Annotated in this window: 19 protein-coding genes and 1 pseudogene; 9 read left to right on the top strand and 11 right to left on the bottom strand. The window is 70.1% G+C overall.

Annotated elements, in window-relative coordinates:
- The 3 genes and pseudogenes from G6048_RS49180 to G6048_RS03935 form a co-directional block, all read right to left on the bottom strand.
- Positions 1-86, bottom strand: a pseudogene (locus G6048_RS49180) (response regulator); the annotation flags it as partial.
- The gene (locus G6048_RS03940) at positions 83-1,135 is read right to left on the bottom strand and encodes a CaiB/BaiF CoA transferase family protein (protein ID WP_165338003.1); all 1,053 of its coding nucleotides are present in this window, start codon (positions 1,133-1,135) and stop codon (positions 83-85) included. The gene G6048_RS03940 and the pseudogene G6048_RS49180, both read right to left, overlap by 4 nt.
- A 172-nt stretch (positions 1,136-1,307) precedes the next feature.
- The gene (locus tag G6048_RS03935) at positions 1,308-1,730 is read right to left on the bottom strand and encodes an MmcQ/YjbR family DNA-binding protein (protein WP_165338002.1); all 423 of its coding nucleotides are present in this window, start codon (positions 1,728-1,730) and stop codon (positions 1,308-1,310) included.
- 72 nt (positions 1,731-1,802) lie between these two features.
- Between G6048_RS03935 and G6048_RS03930 the strand changes: the two genes are divergently transcribed.
- Positions 1,803-2,993 (top strand): saccharopine dehydrogenase family protein, encoded by a 1,191-nt coding sequence (locus tag G6048_RS03930; protein WP_165338001.1) that lies wholly within the window; start codon positions 1,803-1,805, stop codon positions 2,991-2,993.
- A 248-nt stretch (positions 2,994-3,241) separates the two neighbouring features.
- Here G6048_RS03930 and mmpA read toward each other — a convergent pair whose 3' ends face one another.
- The 4 genes from mmpA to G6048_RS03910 all read right to left on the bottom strand — a co-directional run bounded on the left by mmpA (position 3,242) and on the right by G6048_RS03910 (position 5,650).
- Positions 3,242-3,382: a morphogenic membrane protein MmpA gene (gene mmpA / locus G6048_RS03925; protein ID WP_165337915.1), complete on the bottom strand. Its 141-nt coding sequence runs from the start codon at positions 3,380-3,382 to the stop codon at positions 3,242-3,244.
- Between the two features lie 49 nt (positions 3,383-3,431).
- The gene (locus G6048_RS03920) at positions 3,432-4,130 is read right to left on the bottom strand and encodes an endonuclease V (protein ID WP_165338000.1); all 699 of its coding nucleotides are present in this window, start codon (positions 4,128-4,130) and stop codon (positions 3,432-3,434) included.
- An 85-nt stretch (positions 4,131-4,215) separates the two neighbouring features.
- A complete protein-coding gene (locus G6048_RS03915; protein ID WP_165337999.1) occupies positions 4,216-4,536 on the bottom strand; it encodes a plasmid stabilization protein in 321 nt (106 codons plus the stop codon).
- A 76-nt stretch (positions 4,537-4,612) separates the two neighbouring features.
- Positions 4,613-5,650: a WD40/YVTN/BNR-like repeat-containing protein gene (locus tag G6048_RS03910; RefSeq protein WP_206341141.1), complete on the bottom strand. Its 1,038-nt coding sequence runs from the start codon at positions 5,648-5,650 to the stop codon at positions 4,613-4,615.
- A gap of 263 nt (positions 5,651-5,913) precedes the next feature.
- Here G6048_RS03910 and ssgD point away from each other — a divergent pair, with 263 nt between their 5' ends.
- From ssgD to G6048_RS03885, 5 genes are all read left to right on the top strand, one after another.
- Positions 5,914-6,330, top strand: coding sequence for a spore wall synthesis regulator SsgD (gene ssgD / locus G6048_RS03905; protein ID WP_165337998.1), 417 nt, complete (start codon positions 5,914-5,916; stop codon positions 6,328-6,330).
- A 379-nt stretch (positions 6,331-6,709) separates the two neighbouring features.
- Positions 6,710-8,341, top strand: coding sequence for an ABC-F family ATP-binding cassette domain-containing protein (locus tag G6048_RS03900; protein WP_165337997.1), 1,632 nt, complete (start codon positions 6,710-6,712; stop codon positions 8,339-8,341).
- A gap of 10 nt (positions 8,342-8,351) precedes the next feature.
- Positions 8,352-10,640, top strand: coding sequence for an ATP-binding cassette domain-containing protein (locus G6048_RS03895; RefSeq protein ID WP_165337996.1), 2,289 nt, complete (start codon positions 8,352-8,354; stop codon positions 10,638-10,640).
- 124 nt (positions 10,641-10,764) lie between these two features.
- The gene (ddaH, locus tag G6048_RS03890) at positions 10,765-11,541 is read left to right on the top strand and encodes a dimethylargininase (protein ID WP_165337995.1); all 777 of its coding nucleotides are present in this window, start codon (positions 10,765-10,767) and stop codon (positions 11,539-11,541) included.
- 207 nt (positions 11,542-11,748) lie between these two features.
- Positions 11,749-12,726 carry an acyl-ACP desaturase gene (locus tag G6048_RS03885; RefSeq protein ID WP_165337994.1) on the top strand — a complete coding sequence of 326 codons (978 nt, stop codon included), beginning with the start codon at positions 11,749-11,751 and terminating at the stop codon, positions 12,724-12,726.
- A gap of 154 nt (positions 12,727-12,880) precedes the next feature.
- On the opposite strand, the gene G6048_RS49175 is transcribed toward G6048_RS03885, so the two are convergent.
- Together G6048_RS49175 and G6048_RS03875 are read right to left on the bottom strand one after the other, a co-directional pair.
- Positions 12,881-16,654 carry a hypothetical protein gene (locus tag G6048_RS49175; RefSeq protein ID WP_235989450.1) on the bottom strand — a complete coding sequence of 1,258 codons (3,774 nt, stop codon included), beginning with the start codon at positions 16,652-16,654 and terminating at the stop codon, positions 12,881-12,883.
- Between the two features lie 62 nt (positions 16,655-16,716).
- On the bottom strand, positions 16,717-16,971 hold the full coding sequence (locus G6048_RS03875; protein WP_165337993.1) for a WhiB family transcriptional regulator: 255 nt from the start codon (positions 16,969-16,971) through the stop codon (positions 16,717-16,719).
- Between the two features lie 324 nt (positions 16,972-17,295).
- Here G6048_RS03875 and G6048_RS03870 point away from each other — a divergent pair, with 324 nt between their 5' ends.
- Positions 17,296-18,522, top strand: coding sequence for a glycoside hydrolase family 64 protein (locus G6048_RS03870; RefSeq protein WP_165337992.1), 1,227 nt, complete (start codon positions 17,296-17,298; stop codon positions 18,520-18,522).
- A 169-nt stretch (positions 18,523-18,691) separates the two neighbouring features.
- Here the strand turns inward: G6048_RS03870 and G6048_RS03865 are convergent, their stop codons facing one another.
- Together G6048_RS03865 and G6048_RS03860 are read right to left on the bottom strand one after the other, a co-directional pair.
- The gene (locus tag G6048_RS03865; RefSeq protein ID WP_165337991.1) at positions 18,692-19,360 is read right to left on the bottom strand and encodes a class I SAM-dependent methyltransferase; all 669 of its coding nucleotides are present in this window, start codon (positions 19,358-19,360) and stop codon (positions 18,692-18,694) included.
- A 180-nt stretch (positions 19,361-19,540) separates the two neighbouring features.
- Positions 19,541-19,984: a MarR family winged helix-turn-helix transcriptional regulator gene (locus G6048_RS03860; protein ID WP_165337990.1), complete on the bottom strand. Its 444-nt coding sequence runs from the start codon at positions 19,982-19,984 to the stop codon at positions 19,541-19,543.
- A gap of 54 nt (positions 19,985-20,038) precedes the next feature.
- Between G6048_RS03860 and G6048_RS03855 the strand changes: the two genes are divergently transcribed.
- Complete coding sequence (locus tag G6048_RS03855; RefSeq protein WP_165337989.1) at positions 20,039-20,383, top strand: VOC family protein; 345 nt, start codon at positions 20,039-20,041, stop codon at positions 20,381-20,383.
- A complete protein-coding gene (locus G6048_RS03850) occupies positions 20,380-21,603 on the top strand; it encodes an MFS transporter (protein WP_165337988.1) in 1,224 nt (407 codons plus the stop codon). Before G6048_RS03855 ends, G6048_RS03850 begins: the two co-directional genes overlap by 4 nt.
- Positions 21,604-21,664: the final 61 nt, after the last annotated feature.

Genomic DNA, 21,664 nt, shown 5'->3' with positions numbered 1-21,664 from the left:
ACCGCTTCCAGTGCGATCAGGTTGTCCTCCATGTCGTCCACGAGGAGTATGTTCGCGCGCTCGTCGGTCGATGCCTCAGTACTCATGGTGTTGGTCTGCCTGCCTCAGTCGTTCGGCGACGGGCGGGCTGGGTGATGCCGCCGTGGTCGGTGAAAGTGCCGCGCGCGGCGAGGTGCGGGTGGTGCGGCGCCTCGCTCAGGGAGAGCACCGGCGCCACGCACGCGTCGGAGCCCTCGAAGAGAGCGGTCCACTCGTCGCGCGTACGGGTCTTGAAGCGCGCCGCGACCGCCTCGCGCAGCTCGCCCCAGCGCGCCGGGTCCTTGTGAGCCGCGGCGTGTTCCGGGATGCCGAGGAGGTCCACGAACTCGGCGTAGAACTGCTTCTCGAGCGCGCCCACCGCCATGTACTGGCCGTCCGCCGTCTCGTACGTGCCGTAGTACGGGCAGCCTCCGTCGAGGAGGTTGGCGCCGCGCCGGTCCTGCCAGCGGCCGGCGGCGAACATGCCGTGGATCATCGCGCCCAGGTGCGCGGTCCCGTCGACGATGGCCGCGTCAACGACCTGTCCGGTGCCGCTCGCACGGGCGTGGTGGAGGGCTGCGAGGACGCCGACGACGAGGTAGAGCGAGCCTCCCGCGTAGTCGCCGAGCAGGTTCGCGGGGACGGCGGGCGGCGCGTCCGGGTCGCCGATCATGCCGAGGGTGCCGGTCAGCGCGATGTACGCGATGTCGTGGCCCGCGCGCGCGGCGAGCGGGCCCTGCTGGCCCCAGCCGGTCATCCGTCCGTAGACGAGCTTCGGGTTGCGGGCGTGACAGGTCTCGGGGCCGACGCCGAGGCGCTCGGCGACGCCCGGGCGGTAGCCCTCGATGAGGATGTCGGCGCGTTCGACCAGGTCGAGGACGCGGTCCGGGCCGTCGTCCGTCTTCAGGTCGACGAGCACGGACCGCTTGTTGCGGTTGGTGATGTCGTAGTCCGGGTTGATCGCGAGGCCCGCGCCTGTGGGCCGGTCCACGCGGACGACGTCGGCGCCGAGGTCGGCGAGGAGCATGCCGGCGAACGGGCCGGGCCCGATGCCGGCCAGCTCGATCACGCGCACCCCGGCGAGCGGGCCGTGCCCTGCCGTCCCTGCCACTGCCATCGGGCCCCCTGCACTGTGACACTACTGATGTAACACCTGCGATGCTAAGAACGTGTTCGACGCCGCACAAGACTCTGGCGAGCAAGCGCTTAGCCAAGTCGCTCAGTCATTCTGAACGCCCGGCGCCGCCAAGGGAATTAGCAGAGGAACCGCCAGAAGATCGCCAGAAGAGTCAGCGCGCGTCCAGCTCCGCTATGAGCTTCTTCGGGGCGATCGTGCGATAGCTCTCCTCGACCCAGTCGCACAGCAGCTCAGCGGCCGGGGAGCCCTTCTCCTCCAGCGGGATGCTCACCCAGCCCGCCTTCCCGAGGCCGTACCCGGCGGGCTCGGCGCCCGGCGAAGTCATCGCGTGGGCGTGCGCCGCCTCGTCCTTGAGCTTCAAGGTCATCCCCATGGGATAGCTGCCGTCCGTCACACCAAGGAAGACGAACACCTTCTTGTTGACCTTCGCGACGGTCTCGCCCCAGGGGAAGTCCTCGGTCGCGCTCGGCAGCCCGAGGGCGAACTCGCGCACTTTCTCCCACTTCTTCAGAGCGGTCTCGGTCGCGGCCACGGCTGCCTCCGGTTCTTGGTGCGGCTCCTCGCACGGGGTCATGGTTCGGCTCCTCGTACTTCAAGCTAGCCTCAGCCACTGACAACGGCGCGGGGTGTACGGCAGAGAGGTGCCATGAGCAGCCAGAACGTGACGGAGCGGACGTACGACGTCGTGCTCTTCGGGGCCACGGGCTTCGTCGGAAGGCTCACCGCGGAGTACCTCGCCGCGCACGCACCCGCGGGGCTGCGCTGGGCGATCGCGGCGCGCGACACCGCGAAGCTGGAGCGGCTGCGTGAGCGGCTGGCGTCGATCGACCCGGGCTGCGCCGAGCTGCCCCTGCTGCAGGCGGACGCCGCTGATCCGGCCTCTCTGCGCGAACTGGCTGCCCACGCGCGCGTGGTGGCCACGACGGTGGGGCCCTACCTGGAGTACGGCGAGGACTTGCTCGCCGCCTGCGCGGACGCCGGCACCGACTACGTCGATCTCTGCGGAGAGCCCGAGTTCGTGGACCTCATGTATGTGCGGCACGACGCACGCGCGCGTGAGACCGGAGCGCGGCTGGTACACGCGTGCGGCTTCGACTCCATTCCGCATGACCTGGGCGCGTACTTCACGGTCCGTCAGCTTCCCGAAGGGGTGCCGCTGACCGTGGACGGGTTCGTGCGCGCCGACGGGATGTTCTCGGGCGGTACGTTCGGCTCGGCCTTGAACCAGTTCTCGCGCGGGCCGCAGATGGTGGCCGCGGCGCGGGACCGGGGGCGGCACGAGGCGCGCCTGGTCGGCCGACGGGCGTACGCGCCGCTGGGCGCGCCTCGGTACGCCAAGGAGGTGGGGGCGTGGGCGGTGCCGCTGCCCACGATCGACGCGCGGATCGTGCAGCGCTCGGCCCGTGCCCTGGAGCGGTACGGGCCCGACTTCCGCTACCGGCACTACGCGGCCGCCAAGCGGCTGCCGTTCGCGGTGGGCGGCGTGGCCGCGGCCGGCGCGGCCTTCGCGGCGGCACAACTGCCACCGGCCCGGCGCTGGCTGTCGGACCGCCTCAAGCCCGGGGAAGGGCCGAGCGAGGAAAAGCGGGCGAGAAGCTGGTTCTCAGTCCGGTTCGTGGGCGAGGGCGGCGGACACCGCGTCTTCACGGAGGTAGCGGGCGGCGACCCCGGCTACGGCGAGACCGCCAAGATGCTCGCCGAGTCCGCCCTGTGCCTGGCCTTCGACGAACTGCCCCCGACATCGGGCCAGGTCACGACGGCGGTGGCGATGGGCGACAGGCTCATCGAGCGACTGCGGGAGGCGGGGATCAGCTTCCGGGTCGCAGCGGCACGCTAGCGCTTGGCTGGACGGGCGGTTTGGAAGCTGCGGTTCGTTGTGGCTTGTCGCTCCCCCACTCTCGGCTGCTCCCCCTCTCGGCTTCGCTCGAGCGGGGGCCCCCATCGCGGCGGAGCCGCATATGTCACAGTCCCGCGCCCTGAAGGGGCGCGCTGCCGCACCGGACTTCGGCAGGCTCGCGTAGGCACGTTGCCCACGTGGCAGAGCGCAGATCGTCGGCCGAGGCCGACTTGCCCCACGGCCAGGCCCTACCACCCCATGACGGTGTAGATCATCCCCGCTATCCAGCCGACCCCGGCGAGGACCGCGACGATCAAGCCCGCCATCACAGCGCGCTCGACGGGCTGGGTGGGGTCGGCGGTGGGCTTCGGGGCACGATGTGTCGTCATGCGGCCCAGCCTGCCGAGCAGGGCGGTGCCCCGGCATCCGTACAAGTACTCAGACGACGTACTCAGTCGCCTTCAGGGCCTCGCGGCACAGCGCGTCCGCTCGGCGGGTCGTTTCCGGGAGGCGGAAGCGGGGCGCGAGTCGCAGCGTGTGGGCGCAGGCGTTGTCCAGGGTCACCCGGTGGCCGACCGAGACGAACACCGGCTTGACGCCCTCCTGGGTGCGCAGCGCCCGGCCGACCTCCTCCTCGCCCGCGAGCAGCGGGGACGAGGATCCGCGCGGGGCGCCCGGCTCCTCGTACGCGAAGGCGAACGGGTTCTTGGCGACGCCGATCACCGGCAGACCCGTGAGAACGCCGAGGTGGCTGGCCAGTCCGAAGCGTCGCGGGTGGGCGAGGCCGTAGCCGTCGCAGACGACGAGGCCCGGCTCGCAGGGCAGCGCGTCGAGGGCGGCCAGGACGGCGGGGATCTCGCGGAAGGCGAGCAGTCCGGGGACGTAGGGGAACGGCACCCGCCCCACGGCCGTCGACTCGGCCACCACGTCGAGACTCGCCGCGTCCAGGACGACGGCCGCGGCCACGACGACGTCACGCTCGTCGTCGTACGCCACGTCCACCCCCGTCACCCGGCCCGTCCCCGGCGGCGGCCCCGGCTCGTCGAGTACGACGCGCCCGCGCAACTCGTCCTGCACGGCACGTGCTTGCTCTTCGGTGGCGGGCCAGCCCGCCGGAATCCGTACGGTCGTCGTCATGGTGGATTCGAGCGTACGCGGCCGTGGCCTCCCATCGACGGGCGATGGGCGACGGGCGACAGGGGACAAGCGACGGGGACGGCGTTCAGCGGCCGAGGACCCTCGACAGCTCCTCCTTGTTCATCTTGGAGCGGCCCTCGATGTTGCGGCTCTTCGCCTCCTCGTAGAGCTGGTCGTACGTGTCCCCTCCGCGGGACTCACGGGCGCCGCGACGGCCGGCCGAGGTGTCCTGGGCCGACGTACGGTTCGTGCTCGTGCTCTTCGACTCGCCGCGCTGGGCGCGTTCCTTGTTGGTGGTTCGGGCGGCGATCTCCTCGGCGCGCTGCTCGCTCGCACCGCGTTCGCGTTCGCTCTCCCTGATGTGTTCCTGCTGGCGTTCCCGCTTGGAACTCGAGCCACGTGCCATGGCCGGACTCCTTGCTGCTAGAAGACTGCTGGAAGCCGCCCCTCTTCCAGCCAAGCATGGCCCGGGCCCACCCGCATCAGCGCTCAAGCCGGGCCACCCGGCCCTGCTCCCCGGAGGCCCAGCAGCCCAGGTCAGCGGTGCAGTCGACGGTGTCGTACGAGCCCGTGTCGACGGTGCGCCACGTGCGCCCGGCGTCCGTGGTGAGGTCGGTTCCGGTGGGGCCGACCGCGAGGGCGGCCGAGCGGCTGTGCGGGAGCCAGGTGACGCCGGAGCGGTAGGCGGGCGGCGGCTGCGCGGCGGGCGTCCAGGTGCGGCCGGCGTCGCCGCTGACGGCGGCGGCCCGCGGTGACGGCTGGTCCGCGCGGTAGTCGCCGCCGACCGCGATGCCGTGCGTACGGTCGCGGAAGGCGAGGGCGAAGACGCCGCGCGCCGGGTCGCCCGCGGGAATCGGGGTGTCGGCGGCCTTCCAGGTCAGGCCGCGGTCGGAGGAGTGCAGCACGCGCGCGCGTGCTGCCCCGCCCGTGGCCAGCCACACATCGCGCGGCCCCGAACTGACCAGGCACTGCCCACTGGCCGCGAAGCCGGCCTCGTCCTCCTGCGCCGCGGGCATTCCGTCGCTGGGCAGCACCTTCCAGGAGCGGCCGCCGTCGCTGGTCGACAGGATGCGGAACTTTCCGTCCACCGGGTCACTCATCGCCAGTCCATGGCGCCGGTCGAAGAAGGTCACGCAGTCGTAGAAGGCCCGCGCGTCGGTGTTGCGGAAGGACTCGGTCCAGGTCTCGCCTCCGTCGTCGGTGCGGAAGATCCGGGAGGCCTCGCCCTCGCCGATGGCCAGCACCACGGCTCGCTTGCGGTCGAACGCCTCGATGTCCCGGAACTCCAACTCGGCGGCTCCGGGCGGCGATACGTTCCGCCAGCTCGCGCCGCCGTCCGAGGTGCGCAGCACGGTGCCGCGGGATCCGGCCAGCCAGGCGGTGTTCCGGCTGACGGCGGACAGACCGCGGAAGCGCACATCGGTGCCGCTGTCCTTGAGTTCCCAATGCGGAGGCCGTCGGTCCGGTTCTTGTGCCTGTGCGGGCGCGGTGAGTGCGGCGGTGAGCGCAGCCCCGCACATCCCCGCCGCCAGCAGTCGCCTCGTGAACCTCTTCGGTCGCGTGTTCCCCAAGCCCCTCATGGCGGGCGAAGCTAGCCCACTCCCCCGGTGGCGTCCAGATGCCCCAATTGACAACGGTGGCCCCGTTGGTGATTGAAGGCGGTGACACAGGTCACTCGAACTTGGTGCGTCTTCGTGAGCACGGAATGGCTGATTCTGTCGTCTCTTCAAGTGCCCGGCGTCATCCGTTCACCGTTCGTCAAGCCGTCACAAGGGAGCAGGCGTTGTCCACTGTCATCGAGCAGCCTGTTGAGGCCCGCCTCGTCGCCGCCGCGCCGCGGATGCCGAGTATTCCCGCGGCGCTCCACTACGACCCCCGTGAACCGTTCGCCGTCCGTATGACCTTCCCGGCCCCGGCCACCCTCGAAGGCGTGGACGTCTGCTGGACCTTCGCCCGCGAGCTGCTCGTCTCGGGTCTGGAGGAGCCAGTGGGTCACGGCGACGTACGAGTCCGGCCTTACGGCTACGACCGCATCGTCCTGGAGTTCCACGCTCCCGAGGGAACCGCCGTGGTGCATGTCCGCGCGGGCGAGCTGCGGCGCTTCCTGCAGAGCACGACGGAACTGGTGCCGCTCGGCCTGGAGCAGCAGCACCAGGACATGGACAACGCCCTCGCCGAACTCCTGCGGGACGCCGGCTGATCACGCCCGCTGATCCCTTGGGGAGACGCGGGCCAAAATCGGGCTCTCGTCGATGCGTTGATCGGGGCCCTGATCGGGGCCCTCGTTAATGCGTTGACACACGCCGGGCCCCTTCCTACGGTGTACAGCGGTCCTGTTGCCGTCGATTGGAGAAGGACGTTGCTCGTCTGAGGTCCTGAGACACCGCGTCACACCTGTCTGTGGTGTGCGCCGCGTGCGACCTCGGCATACGAGCCGTCCTCCGGAGCGGGATCTTCCCCCGGACCTCCAGGACTCCCGGCCTTACCTGTCGGCCGTCGTCGCCTCCCGGTGCTCTGCTGGTGCGTGCCGGTGTCTCGATACGCGTTGCCCTGACCGCATCAAGCAACCGCGAGGCCCCATGTCTACCTCCCCCACCGCCATCACCTGCACCTCCCTCCGCTTCGCCTGGCCGGACGGCAGCACCGTCTTCGACGAGCTCCAGGTGGCCTTCGGACCCGGCAGAACCGGGCTCGTCGGCGTCAACGGATCAGGAAAATCAACCCTGTTGAAGCTGATCGCCGGGCAGCTCACCCCGACCGACGGCACCGTCCGGGTCGCGGGCGAGGTCGGCTACCTGCCGCAGAACGTCACCCTCGACACCTCACTGCGCGTCGACGAGGCGCTCGACATCGCCGCCAAGCGCGCCGCGCTGCACGCCATCGAGGCGGGCGACGTCGCCGAGCACCGCTTCGACGTCGTCGGCGACGACTGGGACGTAGAGGAACGCGCCCTCGCGACGCTCGGCGAACTCGGCCTCGGCCACATCGAGTTGGACCGTACGATCGGCGAGGTGTCGGGCGGCGAGTCCGTCCTGCTCCGGCTGGCCGCGCTGCTGCTGCGCCGACCCGACGTACTCCTGCTGGACGAACCCACCAACAACCTTGACCTGTACGCCCGTCGGCGTCTGTATGCGGCGGTCGATGCCTGGTCGGGAGTGATGGTCGTGGTCAGCCACGACCGTGAACTCCTCGAACTGGTCGACCAGATCGCGGATCTGCACTCCGGTGAGGTCACGTGGTACGGCGGCAACTTCTCGGCGTACGAGGAGGCGCTCGCCACCGAGCAGGAGGCGGCCGAGCGTATGGTGCGCGTCGCCGAGGCCGACATGAAGAAGCAGAAGCGTGAACTGACCGAGGCCCAGGTCAAGTTGGCGCGTCGCAAACGGTACGGCCAGAAGATGTTCGAGCAGAAGCGCGAGCCGAAGATCGTCATGGGCGCCCGCAAACGCGCCGCTCAGGTGTCCGCAGGCAAGCACCGCATCATGCACGAGGACAAGCTCGCCGAGGCCAAGGAACGGCTCGACGAGGCGGTCGACGCCGTACGGGACGACGACGAGATCCGCGTGGAGCTGCCGTACACGGCGGTGCCGCCCGGCCGCACCGTACTCACGCTCCAAGACCTGGAGTTGAGGTACGGCGCCCACGTGGCCGGCGGCTTCGAGCTGCGCGGCCCCGAGCGGATCGCGCTGATCGGACGCAACGGCGCGGGCAAGACGACGCTGCTGCGGACGATCTCCGGGGAGCTGGAAGCGGTCTCCGGGGAGGCCCGGGCCCACGTACCCCTGCGCTTTCTGCCTCAGCGCCTCGACGTACTGGACGACGACCTGACCGTCGCCGAAAACGTGGCGCGCTTCGCGCCGACCGCCACGAACAACCGGATCCGGGCCCGCCTGGCCCGCTTCCTGTTCAAGGGAGCCCGCGCCGACCAGCGCGCCGCGACGCTGTCCGGCGGCGAACGTTTCCGGGCGACGCTGGCCGCTCTGATCCTGGCCGAGCCCGCGCCCCAGCTGCTGATGCTCGACGAGCCGACGAACAACCTCGACATGGCGAGCGTGCGGCAGCTGACCTCGGCCCTGGAGTCGTACGAGGGTGCGCTGATCGTGGCGAGCCACGATGTGCCGTTCCTGGAGTCGATCGGGATCACGCGCTGGCTACTGCTGGAAGGAGAACTCAAGGAAATCACGCCAGAAGCTGTCGGGTATCCCGGCTAGCTTCGCCGGCATGAGCCAACTGACCACCGGTACTCATCATCAGTTCATCCAGGTCAAAGGAGCACGGGAGAACAACCTCCGCGACGTCACCCTCCGTATCCCGAAAGGCCGGCTGACCGTCTTCACCGGCGTTTCGGGATCGGGGAAGTCGTCCGTCGTCTTCGACACGATCGCGGTCGAGTCGCAGCGCCAGCTGAACGAGACCTTCACCTGGTTCATCCGCAACCGGCTGCCGAAGTACGAGCGGCCGCACGCGGAGGCGATCGACGATCTCTCTCCGGCGATCGTCGTCGACCAGCGGCCGGTCGGCGGTCACTCCCGGTCCACCGTGGGCACGATGACGGACGTGTACTCGGTGATCCGGGTGCTGTTCTCGAGGTACGGCACGCCGAGCGCGGGTCCGGCGACCGCGTACTCGTTCAACGATCCGTCGGGCATGTGCCCCGAGTGCGACGGCCTCGGGCGCACAGTCCGGCCCGACTGGGACCGCATCCTGGACCCGGAGCGGTCGATCGCGGACGGAGCGATCCGCTTCCCGCCGTTCGCCGTGGCGACCTGGCAGGGGCAGGCGTACCTGAACACCACCGAACTGGACCAGCAGAAGCCGGTGGGCCGATTCACCGCCACCGAGCGGGAGTTCCTGCTGCGTGGGCGTCCCGGCAGCAAAGTCGCCATCAGCGGTTCCGGCGGCACCTGGAACACCGACTACGAAGGGCTCGCCGACCGTTTCGAGCGGCTGTACCTCAAGCGGGACCTGTCGGCGCTCAGCCAGAAGAGCCGCGACCTGGTGCAGGGTTTCCTGACGGAGGACACCTGCCCGGTGTGCCACGGGGCGCGGCTGAACGCGGCGGCGCTCGCCACCCGCATCGGCGGACTGTCCATCGCCGACTGCACCCGGATGCAGGTCAGCGACCTGATCACCGTACTGAGGGACATCGACGATCCCGTCGCCGGTCCGATCGCGGGCGCGGCCGTGGCCTCGCTCGAGCGGATCGAGGCGATCGGGCTCGGCTACCTCAGCCTCGACCGGGAGACCGTCACGCTCTCCGGCGGCGAGGGCCAGCGCCTGACGACGGTGCGGCATCTCGGCTCGAGCCTGACCGGGATGACGTACATCTTCGACGAACCGAGCGTCGGGCTGCACCCGCGCGATGTGGGCCGCCTCGGCGATCTGCTGCTGCGGCTGCGCGACAAGGGGAACACCGTACTGGTCGTCGAGCACGACCCGGACGTCATCGCCCTCGCCGACCATGTCGTGGACCTGGGGCCCGGGGCGGGGGCGGCCGGCGGGCAGGTGGTGTTCGAGGGAACACCGGGCGAGCTGGCGGCGGCCGACACCCTCACGGGCCGTTGCCTGCGCCGCCGCACCGAGCTGAAGGAGCGCCCGCGGCAGGCCACCGGCGGGCTGTGGGTGAAGGGCGCGGACCTGCACAATCTGCGGGACGTCACGGTGGAGTTCCCCACCGGTGTACTGACCGTGGTGACCGGTGTCGCGGGCTCCGGAAAGAGCACGCTCGTCTCTCAGGCGTTCACGGCCGCCCACCCGGACACGGTCGTCGTCGACCAGTCCTCCATCGGCATCTCGGCACGGTCCACCCCGGCGACGTACCTCGGCGTCATGGACACCGTACGAAGGCTCTTCGCGCGCGAGACAGGCACCGAGCCGGGGCTGTTCAGCTTCAACTCCGAAGGCGCCTGCGGGACTTGTCAGGGGCGCGGGGTCAGCTACACGGATCTCGCGTTCATGGATCCGGTGACCACGACCTGCCCCGACTGCGAGGGACGGCGCTTCAAGGACGAGGTACTGCGGCTGACTGTGGGCGGCAACTCCATCGTCGACATACTGGAGATGACGGCCGATCAGGCGCTGGAGTTCTTCGCGGACACGGGTGTACGCCGCCGTCTGCGCGCCCTGCGGGACGTGGGGCTCACGTACTTGACGCTGGGTCAGCCCCTGTCCACGCTCTCCGGAGGGGAGCGGCAGCGGATCAAACTGGCGACCAGGTTGCATCGGACGGGCGCGGTGTACGTCCTCGACGAGCCGACGACCGGGCTGCACATGTCGGACGTCGACGGGCTGCTCGCCCTCCTCGACCGGCTGGTCGACAGCGGCAACACCGTCCTGGTGGTCGAGCACAACCTGGACGTCGTGGCGCACGCCGACTGGGTCATCGACTTGGGGCCGGATGGCGGCAAGGACGGCGGACAGGTGATCTTCGAAGGGCCGCCGCGCCGGCTGCTCGACGCGGAGGAGTCGTTCACGGCCGAACACCTGCGGCGGGCGGTCGGCACGGGCTGAGCCGCAGGGGGACGCGGGTCCCGGGCGCCGGAGCGCTGACCAAGGGGGCTGTTGCCGGACGGGGCACGGGCTGCATGATGTGCGCAGACACCCCCTGCGAACCCTTCGATTCGGAGACCCGCGCGTGCCCAGCCAGAAGGCCCTCATCCGCCGACCCAGCCCCCGACTGGCCGAAGGACTGGTCACGTACATCGAGCGGGAACCGGTCGACGCCGAGCTCGCGATGCGGCAGTGGGAGGCGTACGTCGAGGCACTGGCCGCGCACGGCTGGGAGACCATCGAGGTGGATCCCGAGGACGACTGTCCCGACTCGGTGTTCGTGGAGGACACGGTGGTCGTCTTCCGTAACGTGGCGCTCATCGCGCGCCCGGGCGCCGAGTCGCGGCGCGAGGAGACCGCGGGGGTCGAGGAGGCCGTGGCCCGGCTCGGCTGCTCGGTGAACTGGGTGTGGGAGCCGGGCACCCTCGAGGGCGGCGACGTCCTGAAGATCGGCGACACCGTGTACGTGGGGCGCGGCGGGCGCACCAACGCGGCGGGCATCCAACAGCTGCGAGCCGCCTTCGAACCGCTCGGTGCCCGGGTCGTCGCCGTACCGGTGAGCAAGGTGCTGCATCTGAAGTCGGCGGTCACCGCGCTGCCCGACGGCACGGTCATCGGACACGAGCCGCTGGTGGACACCCCGTCCCTGTTCCCGCGCTTCCTGTCGGTGCCGGAGGAGTCCGGCGCGCATGTCGTCCAACTGGGTGGCGGAAAACTGCTGATGGCGGCGAGCGCGCCCAAGACCGCCGAGTTGTTCGCCGATCTCGGCCACGAGCCCGTTCTCGTGGACATCAGCGAGTTCGAGAAGCTCGAGGGCTGTGTGACATGCCTCTCGGTCCGGGTACGGGATCTCTATGCCTGACCGGCCGGGCCCGGGTGCCTGCGCCGCCGGGGACCTGCGGGTCCGTGTGAGGCAGGCTCGGTCTCATAGATCCCGCTGTTCAGGGGCCGTTCACCAATGTGGGGGCCCCCTATAGCGCCCTTAACCTACGGTGTCGTAACCTACGGTTTCGTAGCCTACGATGCCGTAGGTTCGCGCCCTCTGCTCGTACGTCCCCCTGGAGCACCCATGACGATCACTTCCCCTCACCTCGGCAGCCCGTCCTCCGCCTGGACCGACGCACGTCTGCTGTACGCGCTGGAGGAAGTTGTCGAGACGGAGCTCAACCGGCACCTCAAGGTCGCCAAGGACTGGATGCCGCACGAGTACGTGCCGTTCAGCGACGGCCGGAACTTCCCGGGCATCTTCGAGGACGGCGAGGCCTGGGAGAAGGAGCAGTCCAAGGTCACCGAGATCGGCCGGATCGCGCTGGTGGTGAACCTGCTCACCGAGGACAACCTCCCCAGCTACCACCACGAGATCGCCAGCCTCTTCGGCCGTGACGGCGCCTGGGGCACCTGGGTGCACCGCTGGACGGCCGAGGAGGGCCGGCACGGCATCGTGATGCGGGACTACCTGCTCACCTCGCGCGCGGTGGACCCGGACAAGCTGGAGCAGTTCCGCATGGCCCACATGGCGGAGGGCTTCGAGTCGGACAACCGGCACTCGATGCTGCACTCGGTGGCCTACGTCGCCTTCCAGGAGCTGGCGACCCGCGTCTCGCACCGCAACACCGGCCACCAGTCGGGTGACCCGGTCTGCGACCGCATGCTGGCGCGCATCGCGACCGACGAGAACCTCCACATGGTCTTCTACCGCAACCTGCTGAAGGCGGCCTTCGACCTCGCGCCCGACCTGACGATGCAGGCGGTGCGCGACGTGATCGTGAACTTCCGCATGCCCGGTCACGGGATGCCCGGCTTCGAGCGGGCCGCCGCGCAGATGGCGATCGGCGAGGTCTACAACATGCGCATCCACCACGACGACGTCATCCAGCCCGTGCTGCGCTTCCTGAAGGTCCTGGAGATCGACGGTCTCGGCCCGGAGGGCCTCAAGGCGCAGGAGGAAATCGGCCTGTACATGGGCGGCCTGGACGCGGAGGCGTCCAAGTTCGACGAGAAGCTGGCGGCGCGTAAGGCCCGGATGGCGGCGCGCGCCAAGGCGTAACACCACCCCGTACGAGCCCCGCAGGCGCCCGGCCCATCCGCTGGGCGCCTATTCGTGTGCCGTGACCACCCGCCAGTGCCGCGTGCTGACGTCGGGCGCGCGCCAATTTCGTACGCCGTCACCACCGTCAGTGCCGCGTGCGGGAGCCAGGCGCCTATTCGTGCGCCGTCACCACGGCCAGTGCCGCGTCGCGGACGTCGGGCAGTGCGTGGCGGCGTAGGTGTCTGAGGTGTTCGCGCCAGGGGGCCGGCCAGCCGGTGCGGCTGCCGAGGGCGCTCGTGAGGGCTACGGCGAGCAGGCCCTGGGCGTGGCCGCCGTGGGCGGTCAGGCGGCGGGCGACGTGCAGCAGGGCCTCGGGGTCGCCCTCGTGCACCTGGCGGCGCAGGCGATCGCCGATTTCCTGTGCCATGCGGGCCGCGAGCGCGGGGCGGCTCTCGGTGAGGGCGGCGAGGTCCTCGAGTCGCGTCGGTTCCGTGTCCAGGTCCAGGTGGAACGCGACGATCTCGGCGGCCTGCGGAACGAAGTCGTCGTATTCCGCAAGGAGTTCGCTCGCGGCGAGCGCGGCCGGGCGGATGGGCCGCGGGGCGGTTCTGCCGTGCAGACTGAGGCGGAGGACGAGGTTCTCGATACGGCGGCGGGCGGGGCGGTCGCGTTGTTCCTCGGCGTCGTGCAGGGGTTCTACGGGCGGGAGCCCACCCTCGGCGCCGTGCAGGGACACCACGGCCCGGGCCAAACCCTCAGCGCCGTGCGGGACCTCCACAGCGGAGGGCGCTCCCTCGGCGTCGTGCAGTGCCGCCCCGGTCGGGGCCGCATCCTCGGCGTCGTGCGGGGCCTCCACAGAGGAGGGCGCACCCTCGACGTCATGCACGGGCCTCACGGCCGCACCCTCGACGTCCTGCAAGGCGTCCGCGGTCGGGAGCGCGCCCTCGACGTCATGCAGGACCTCCGCGACCGGCGGCGCGCCCCCGGTGCCGCGCAGCGCCTCCCCGGTCGGGGCCGCACCCCCGACGCCGGGCAATGCCGCCCCGGTCGGGGCCGCTCCCTCCGCCTCCGCCAGCGCCCGCAGCGCTCGCAGTAGGCCTTCGCCGCCCCGCTCCGATCCCGCCGCGGCCGTCACGAGGCCGTTCGCGGCGGCGTGCCAGGAGACGCGCTCTGCCAAGTTCGCGGCGGCGTCGGCCAGCACCGTCGGCGCGTCCGGCGACCACGGCGCCCAGCGGGCCAGCGCGTCGAAGGCCAGGGTCGCCGTCTCCGGGTCGCCGGTGTCGCAGACGTCGCGCACCAGGCGGGCGTACCGCTCGCGGTGGGGCTCGGAGAGGTCCAGCGGCGAGACCCGGAGAACAGCCGTGCGCAGGACGGGTTCCGCTCCCGCGGCATCGCCCAGCAGCCCCCACACCGCCTCCTCCGCGAGCAGCGGGCCCGCGAAGGCGACGCAGGCGGCGCGTACGTCGCGATGGGTGCCCTCGCGGGCGTACGCCTCTGTCAGCAGCTCGGCAGCCCGCGGCACCGGAAGGCGTACGGCGGCCAGGCGGGCGGCCTCCTTGCGGCTGGTCACCTTGACGTCCGGTCCGAGCAGCATGGCGCGGAGTGGCTCGGCGAGGACGGAGGGGGCCGCGTGCCGGGACGCCTGCGTGGCCGCGTACACCGCCACGCGCGCGTGCTCGCCGCCCGCGTGGGCGAGCAGTTCGGGCAGAGCGTCGGCGGGCCGGTCGGTGCGGGCGAGGGCGGCCAGGGCCGCTTCGGCGAGGACGGCATCCTCGGAGACGGTCCAGCGGCGTACGAGATCGGCGCCGATGCCCGGCACGAGCGCACTCTGCTCGATCGCTGTAGCCCGCTCCCACAGCGGGAGCCCGTCGTCCTCGGCGAGGGCCGCCAACTGCCGTGCCACCGCCTGCTGTTGGCGTGGCACCCAGCGCCGGATATCGCGGTCCACCCTCCCCCGGACTCCGTCCGGGGGAACCCCCATGACCCAAGGGCTGCCCTTGGTCAGGAAGCGGCCGTACGGCGGGGTGTCGGCCAGCAGCAGGTCGAGCAGGTCGGTACGGCACCGGGTGACGATCGCCTGGACCGGCGGCAGCGCACCGGCGGACGGCTCAACGGCGAGGATCCGGGCCGCGCGCTCGCTCCGGGTCGCGGGCGGCTCCAGCCACAGGTCGACCGCCTCGCGTGCGGTCGTCTCGCGGCCGTAACGGATCGCCTGCCACAGGAGTTCCTGCAGCTCAGGCATGCCGGCTGCGCGGCGGCCCACAGCCCGGGCGAGTGCGAAGGCGAGACTGTAGTCGGACTTCTCGGCACCCGCCTCGATCCAGGGGCGCAGCGCTTCGTACACCTGGTGTTCCTGGCCGCGCCGCAGCGTGTGGTCGAGGCGGCCGAGATCGGCGGCGCCGGTGTTGCCGGAGATCCGCACCAGGGTGCGCAGCGCCCAGTTCACCAACTCCCGCCGCCCGCTTGCCGCGTGCTCGCGCAGCACACCGACGGCGAGCCGGCTCAGGTGGTATCGGCTGTCGGACGAGGAGTCGGGCGCCTGGACGGCGTCGACGGCGATGCGGTCGAGGCGTGGTTCGGCGTCCTCGGTGAACAGCGCAGGCCGGACCCGGGCCAGCGCTCCGAGCGCCGCCTCGCGCACCGGGTCCTGCTCGTTGCGGAGCCGCCCCATCTCCTCCAGTACGGAGTTGACGGCCTCGGGGTCGCCGGAGCGGTCCGCGTTGAGGACCAGCAACGGCCAGGCCTCGGCGCGGTCATCGCCGGCCGGACGCCGGGTGGCCTCGACGAGCCGTTCGCGGACCTCGGCGACGGGCAGGAAGGACTCGTAGCGCAGAACCTGCATCTCCCGGCTGCCGCCTTCGCGCGCTGTCGCGGCCATCCGGCGGGCCTCGTCGGCGACATGGCTGCGGGGCAGCGCTTCGAGCAGGCTCTCGTCGAGGGGTCCGGCGCCCCGGCTCTCGTACACCTCGGTGTAGAAGGCGTGCCGCTGCGCGGGCGGCAGCGCTTTGAGGAGCGGGGGAAGGCGGCCGTACGGCACCAATGTCCTGCCGTACGCGATGAGTTCGGGCGCTCCGGAGCGAGCCAGGCGGCGTCGCACACTGGCGCTCATCGAGTAGACGCCGATGGCGCCGGACCAGGCGGGCGTGAGGATCAGCCGCACCATGCGTTGTGGGTCGGCGGTGGCGAACGCGGGTATGTGGGCGCGGAGTTGCTGCGGCAAGGTTGCCGGGCCGAGGCTTTCGAGGAGGTCGAGCACGCGGAGGGGCTCGGCGGGAGCCACGGCGGCCACGGCGTCCGCGTAACGGGTCCACCAGGTGCCGCGCATTGCCTCGGGCAGCCTGGTCAACTCCCGTTCCGTCGCGTCGAGTAGAGCGTGGGGGTGTCTTTTGGCGAGCTGCCGCCAGCCGGTGGCCGCGTGGAACAGTGCGGGCAGCAGGCGGGCGACCGTGTCCGCCGAACAGCCGGGCAGCAGCCGGGCCGCCTCCGCGTCGCCCCAGTCGCGTCGCAGACCGTCGATCAGCCGGTCGGCGAGCGCGGTGCGCCCCCGCCCGACCGCGATCGCGCGCAGCAGTCCGCGGCGGATGGCCTCGGGCGCGTCGGCGAGCGCCGACTCGTAGACGTTGTCGGGGACTTGAAGGCTGTCGGCGACGCGCAGGGCGTGGCCTCGGATGTACGGATCGGGGTCGGCGACGTGTGCCGCGATCCACTCGGCGTCACGGGCGATGGAGGCCGCGATGATGGCGACCCCGCGCTCGTAAGGACCGCGGGGTTCGAGGGCTTCCAGCACGGGCCGCAGCGGGTGGTGCAAGTCCCGTACGCGCGTGGCGAGTTCACGCATGCGCTGCGGATACGGAAGCGGGTCGAGGGCGTTCAGCAGGCTCTCGGCCTCGTCATAGGCCGCGCCATCGGACTCGTCGTCGGCCTCGTACTGCGGGGTGCTGGGCATGCGCTGGATTCTGCATGCCCATGGCCGCTACGTGGACAGAATTTCGGGAAACGGGGGTCCGCCTACTGCTGATGCTGGTGCGTCCGTCGGAGGCTGAGGCGTTCCTTCTCGGACAGGCCGCCCCAGACGCCGAACCGTTCGTCGTTGGCGAGCGCGTACTGGAGGCAGGCGGGCCGCATCTCGCACAGCCCGCAGATGCGCTTCGCCTCACGCACCGAACTGCCCGGCTCGGGAAAGAAGAAATCGGCCCCGGTCTGCGCGCACAACGCCTGCTCCTGCCAGGAGAGGTCGGGTGCGGCGATGCTTTCGAAGTGCATGGCTCAGAGGGTGCCGAGCGGCGAAAAACGTTCGCTCAACGTGAGATCAACGGGTGCGAGGAGTTGTTTACCTCTACAGAGCGTGACCGCTTGTGCGGTCAGTCCTGCGCTCGCGTCCAGGGGCGAGGCGAAACGGGGCGCAGTAGTCCTCTCGTCAAGTTCTCTCGTCAACTTCTGAACGCGCGAAGATTTTGGGAGCGCTCTCAGTCATAACCCTTGACGGCTCAACTCGCCCTGGGGACATTGGTGCAGACCGCAGGAGCCGGGCCGATCCCCCCATACATCGGCCCGCTCGGCAACCCCCCACACCGCAGGAGACCTTCCGTGATCTCACGCAGAACGTTCCTGACCGGAGCCGCCGCCCTAGGAACCGCCGCCACCTACCCCGCCTGGGGAAGCGCTCTCAGCCCTGCCGCCAAGGCCGCCCCCGCCACTTGTGAACTCGCCCTGCGGAACGCCTCGTTGCCGGGCACGGTCCGCGCGTACGTCACCGGGCACGAGCAGTCCACCGGCAACTGGGTGCTGCTGCGGGCCGACGGTGGCGTCTACCGGCCCGAGTCGCCCGCGGCGCCCCAGACCCCGCTGCCGGTCGACTGCGCCATCCCGCTCGGCTCCGCCGGTTCCGCACCGAAGGTGCTGACGCTGCCTCAGATGTATGGCGCGCGGGTCTACTTCGTACGCGACGACACGCTCGACTTCTTCCTCAACCCGGGCCCCGCACTGGTCGAGCCCGCCTTCGCCACGCCCACCGACGCGAACTACGGCAAGACGTGGTCGTTCTGCGAGTTCACGTTCAACCCTCAGCAGCTGTACGCGAACATCAGCTACGTCGACCTGGTGACCGCGCTGCCGATCGGTCTGACCCTGGAGGGCGACGCCACGCACACCGTCGCGCCGCTGCCCGACGGCGCCGTCGACAAGATCGCGTCGGATCTCGCGGCGCAGGCGGCGAAGGACGGTCAGCCCTGGGACAAGCTCGTCATCCGGGGCGACGGCGGTGACGTACTGCGGGTGATGTCCCCGCAGAACCTGATGGCGCCCTACTTCGACCGCCCCGCCGAAATGCCGTTCCGCGACGTCTGGAACAGCTACATCGACCAGGTCTGGGAGAAGTACCGCACGACCGACCTCAAGATCGATCTACAGGGCGGCCGGGGCGTGCTGACCGGCCGGGTCAGCGGCGACACCCTCACCTTCGACGGCGGCCACACCTTCGCCAAGCCCACGTCGAAGGACATCTTCACCTGCAACCACGGCCCGTTCACCAACAACCCGAACGACCCGGACGAGAAGAAAGCCCTCCTCGCCCGCCTGGCCGCCGGCTTCAACCGCTCCATCATGCTCACCCACCCCACCCAGCCGAACGGCGCGACGGCGGCCGACTACTACAAGGGCGAGGTCACGAACCACTGGTCGCGTGTGGTGCACGCCAACTCCCCCATCGGCTACGCCTTCCCGTACGACGACGTCCGTCCGGACGGCGAGCCGGATGTGTCGGGGGCGGCGCATGACGGCAACCCGCGGAGGTTCACGGTGACGGTGGGGGCTTAGCCCTGGTAGGCAGCGGTCAAGGGTGCCCCTCCAGGAGCGCGGGGCTGTATCAAATTGTGGCTCCGCCGCGTGTGCGCGACCAGCGCGCCGTAGGGTCGCGGGGCTGTGACACTTACGGCTCGCGCAAACGCGCCCCGTCGGGGCCCTTGCCGCTTCCGGCGGCTGATCGTCAGCCGGGACGCTTGGCCATGACAACCAGACCCGGCCCGCTGTATTCCTCGGGAGGGAGCCGAAGTTCGGCGACCGGATGCAGGCCGGCCTGTTCAATCAGGTCCACGAGTTGTTCTGGCCGCCATTTGTGTGTCGTCCAACGCACGGGTACGCCCCCGTAGGCCTCGGTGCGCACTGCGTCTTCGGCCCCGACATGTGTGGCGGTGATGAAGTGTCCGCCTGGCTTCAACGCGCGTGCGAACAGGGCGAGAACCTGGGGAAGGACGTCACGAGGGAGGTGGAACAGTGACCACCATCCGAGCACGCCGCCGAGTGACGCCTCGTCAAGGTCGAGGTCGGTGGCCGAGTCGACACTGAAGCGGCATTGTGGATGAAGTCGACGCGCGTTTTCGATCATGCGAGGAGAGAGATCTACTCCGGACACGTCGAGTCCGCGTTCGGCGAGGTAGGCGGTCACCGTTCCGGGGCCGCAGCCGACGTCGAGGACGGGCCCAAGCCCGCTCACCGTGTCGGCGAAGGCGTCGATCGATGCCTTGAGCCATGGGTGGCGACGGATGTCGCCGACTCCCGTCGTCACCACCATGTGGGCGTAATTGTCGGCCACGCGGTCATAGGACTCACGTACCGCGTCGAGATCGGCCGGGCGGTGAATGGAGTGTGCGCGCATCAGCCAACGATAGGACTGGGCAACGGACTTGGGGTTGGAAAGCGGTCAACGCCAAGCCGTTGATCACGGCCCGGCTGTACTCGTGAGGGCGTTGACGCGATTCTCGTACTCGCGGCGGGCCTTCGGCCTCGGGGAACATCGGTACAGCGGTGATCGATGGCGGGTTCTGCCAGGCGCGGGCTAGCTTGTGGGGGAAGTTGCCACGCATGCGGCGAGGTCCTCACGTAGTCGGAGCTGCTGCTCCCGGGACAAGGGTGAGAACAGCTGCTTTTCGACGGCGCGGACGGCCACGCTGGCCGTGCGCAGCATCGTCCGGCCGTCCCGGGTGAGTTCGGTCGGCAGCGCTCGCCCATGGGGTGCCTGATCAGGCCGGGTGAGCAGGCCGCGCTCTTGTAGTCGCCGCAGGACGAGGTTCATCGACTGGCGGGTGACGAAGGCGCGGCGGGCGAGCTCCGCGTTGGACAACCCGGGCGTCTGGCCGAGCAGCTCGAGGCACGCGTACTGGGGAACGGTCAGGTCCAGTGGCCGCAGGGCTTCGTCCATCGCGGTGCGCATCGAAGCGTGCACCTGTTTGAGGACGTAACCCACAGATAGCTCTAGATCGCCGACCGTCTCTTGCTCCATGTCAGCATTCTGACATAGCGTGGATGTCAGCACACTGACATGAGGGGCAAGGTTATGAGCGGAAACGTCACGTACTTCGAGGTGCCGAGCAGCGACATCGCAGCGACCCAGCGGTTCTGGGGCTCGCTGTTCGGCTGGACGTTCCACGAGGGCAACTTCCCGGGCTACTCGATGATCCAGGGGCCCGAGCCGATGGGCGGCGCACCGCACGACGATTCGTCGCGACACCCACGGATCTTCTTCGCCGTCGATGACATCGAAGCTGCTGTCACTCGGGTGCGCGAACTTGGCGGTACGGCAGAGGATCCCGTGACGATCCCGTCCGGTGCGTACGCCCAGTGCACCGATGATCAGGGCGTGGAGTTCAGCCTGTCCCAAGAGGCAGGAGAGCACGCTTGAGTCGCGTCGATGCCGGCGAGCCGGGGCCACAGGGGTCCCGGCACCTCGTGAGGCCGCTGCTTCCGCTGGCGTTGGCCACCTTCGCGGTCGGTACCGACGCCTTCGTGATGGCCGGGCTCTTGCCGGCCATCGCCGCCGACCTTGACGTGAGCATCCCTGCGGCTGGGCAGTTGGTGACGGTGTTCGCGTTGACACTTGCTGTCGCGGCGCCGGTGTTGAGCTGGCTGCTGAGCCCGCTGGATCGCCGCAAGGCTCTGCATCTGGCGCTGATCGTGTTCGTCCTCGGCAACATCGCGACCGCGCTCAGCCCGAACTATCCGATGGCGCTGTCAGCTCGAATTCTCACCGCCCTTGGTGCCGCTACGATCACGGCCTCCGCCTCGAGCGCAGCTGTCGCGATCACGCCCGAAGAACGCCGGGGCCGTGCGATGGCGCTGGTCATCGGTGGATTGACCCTGTCCACCGCGCTGGGCATGCCACTGGGCAACTTGATCGGCAGTGTCGATTGGCGCCTCACACTGTGGGCCGTCGCCGCCCTGGGCGTCGTTGCTGCCATCGGTATCTCGGTGTCGTTGCCCAAGGTGGCGTTGCCGGCGACGAGCCTGACCGCACGTCTGGCTCCGTTGCGTCAGACCAAGGTGCTCACCATCTTGGTGGCAACGCTGCTGGTGATGGCCGGCCACTACGCCGTCTACACCTACATCGGCGCGATGACCGCCGAAGCCACGACAGCATCGTTCCCCCAGGCGCTCACCGTGATCCTTTTCGCCTGGGGCGTCGGCGTCCTGGCCGGCAACTTCCTCGCCGGCTCCCTGGTAGACAAGCTTTCAGCGTTCAGAGTCTCGCTCGCCGCACTCGTCGGCGGCACCGTGCTGCTCGCGATCAGCCCGCTCACGGTCAGCCACCTGATCATCGCCACCGTCTGGACCGCCATCTGGGGAGCCACCGACGGAATGGCCTCGGTGGTGCAGCAACACCGACTGGTGACGATCGCGCCCGCCTCAGCACCATTGCTCTTCGGCCTCAACTCCTCCGCGATCTACGTCGGCGTCGCGATAGGAGGCGTACTTGGCGGTCTGTCCCAGGACTGGCTCTCGATCACCCTGCTCGGCGTTCCCGCTGCCGTCCTGGCGCTGCTCGCCACCACGGTCACCTTCGCCGAGGGGCGAGCCAACAACCAGGCGAAAATCCCGGCCGTCGAACCCCAGTATTCCCAGTAGCACAAGGCCATGGGCTCGTGAGCGTGGCTGCCAGTCAACTCCACTGTGCGACATCCAGTGA

Source organism: Streptomyces ureilyticus (assembly GCF_011045025.1).
In the GTDB taxonomy this organism is placed as follows: Bacteria; Actinomycetota; Actinomycetes; order Streptomycetales; family Streptomycetaceae; genus Streptomyces; species Streptomyces ureilyticus.
The sequence above is the reverse complement of the archived record's forward strand: the minus strand, read 5'-3'. Positions and strand labels throughout refer to the sequence as shown.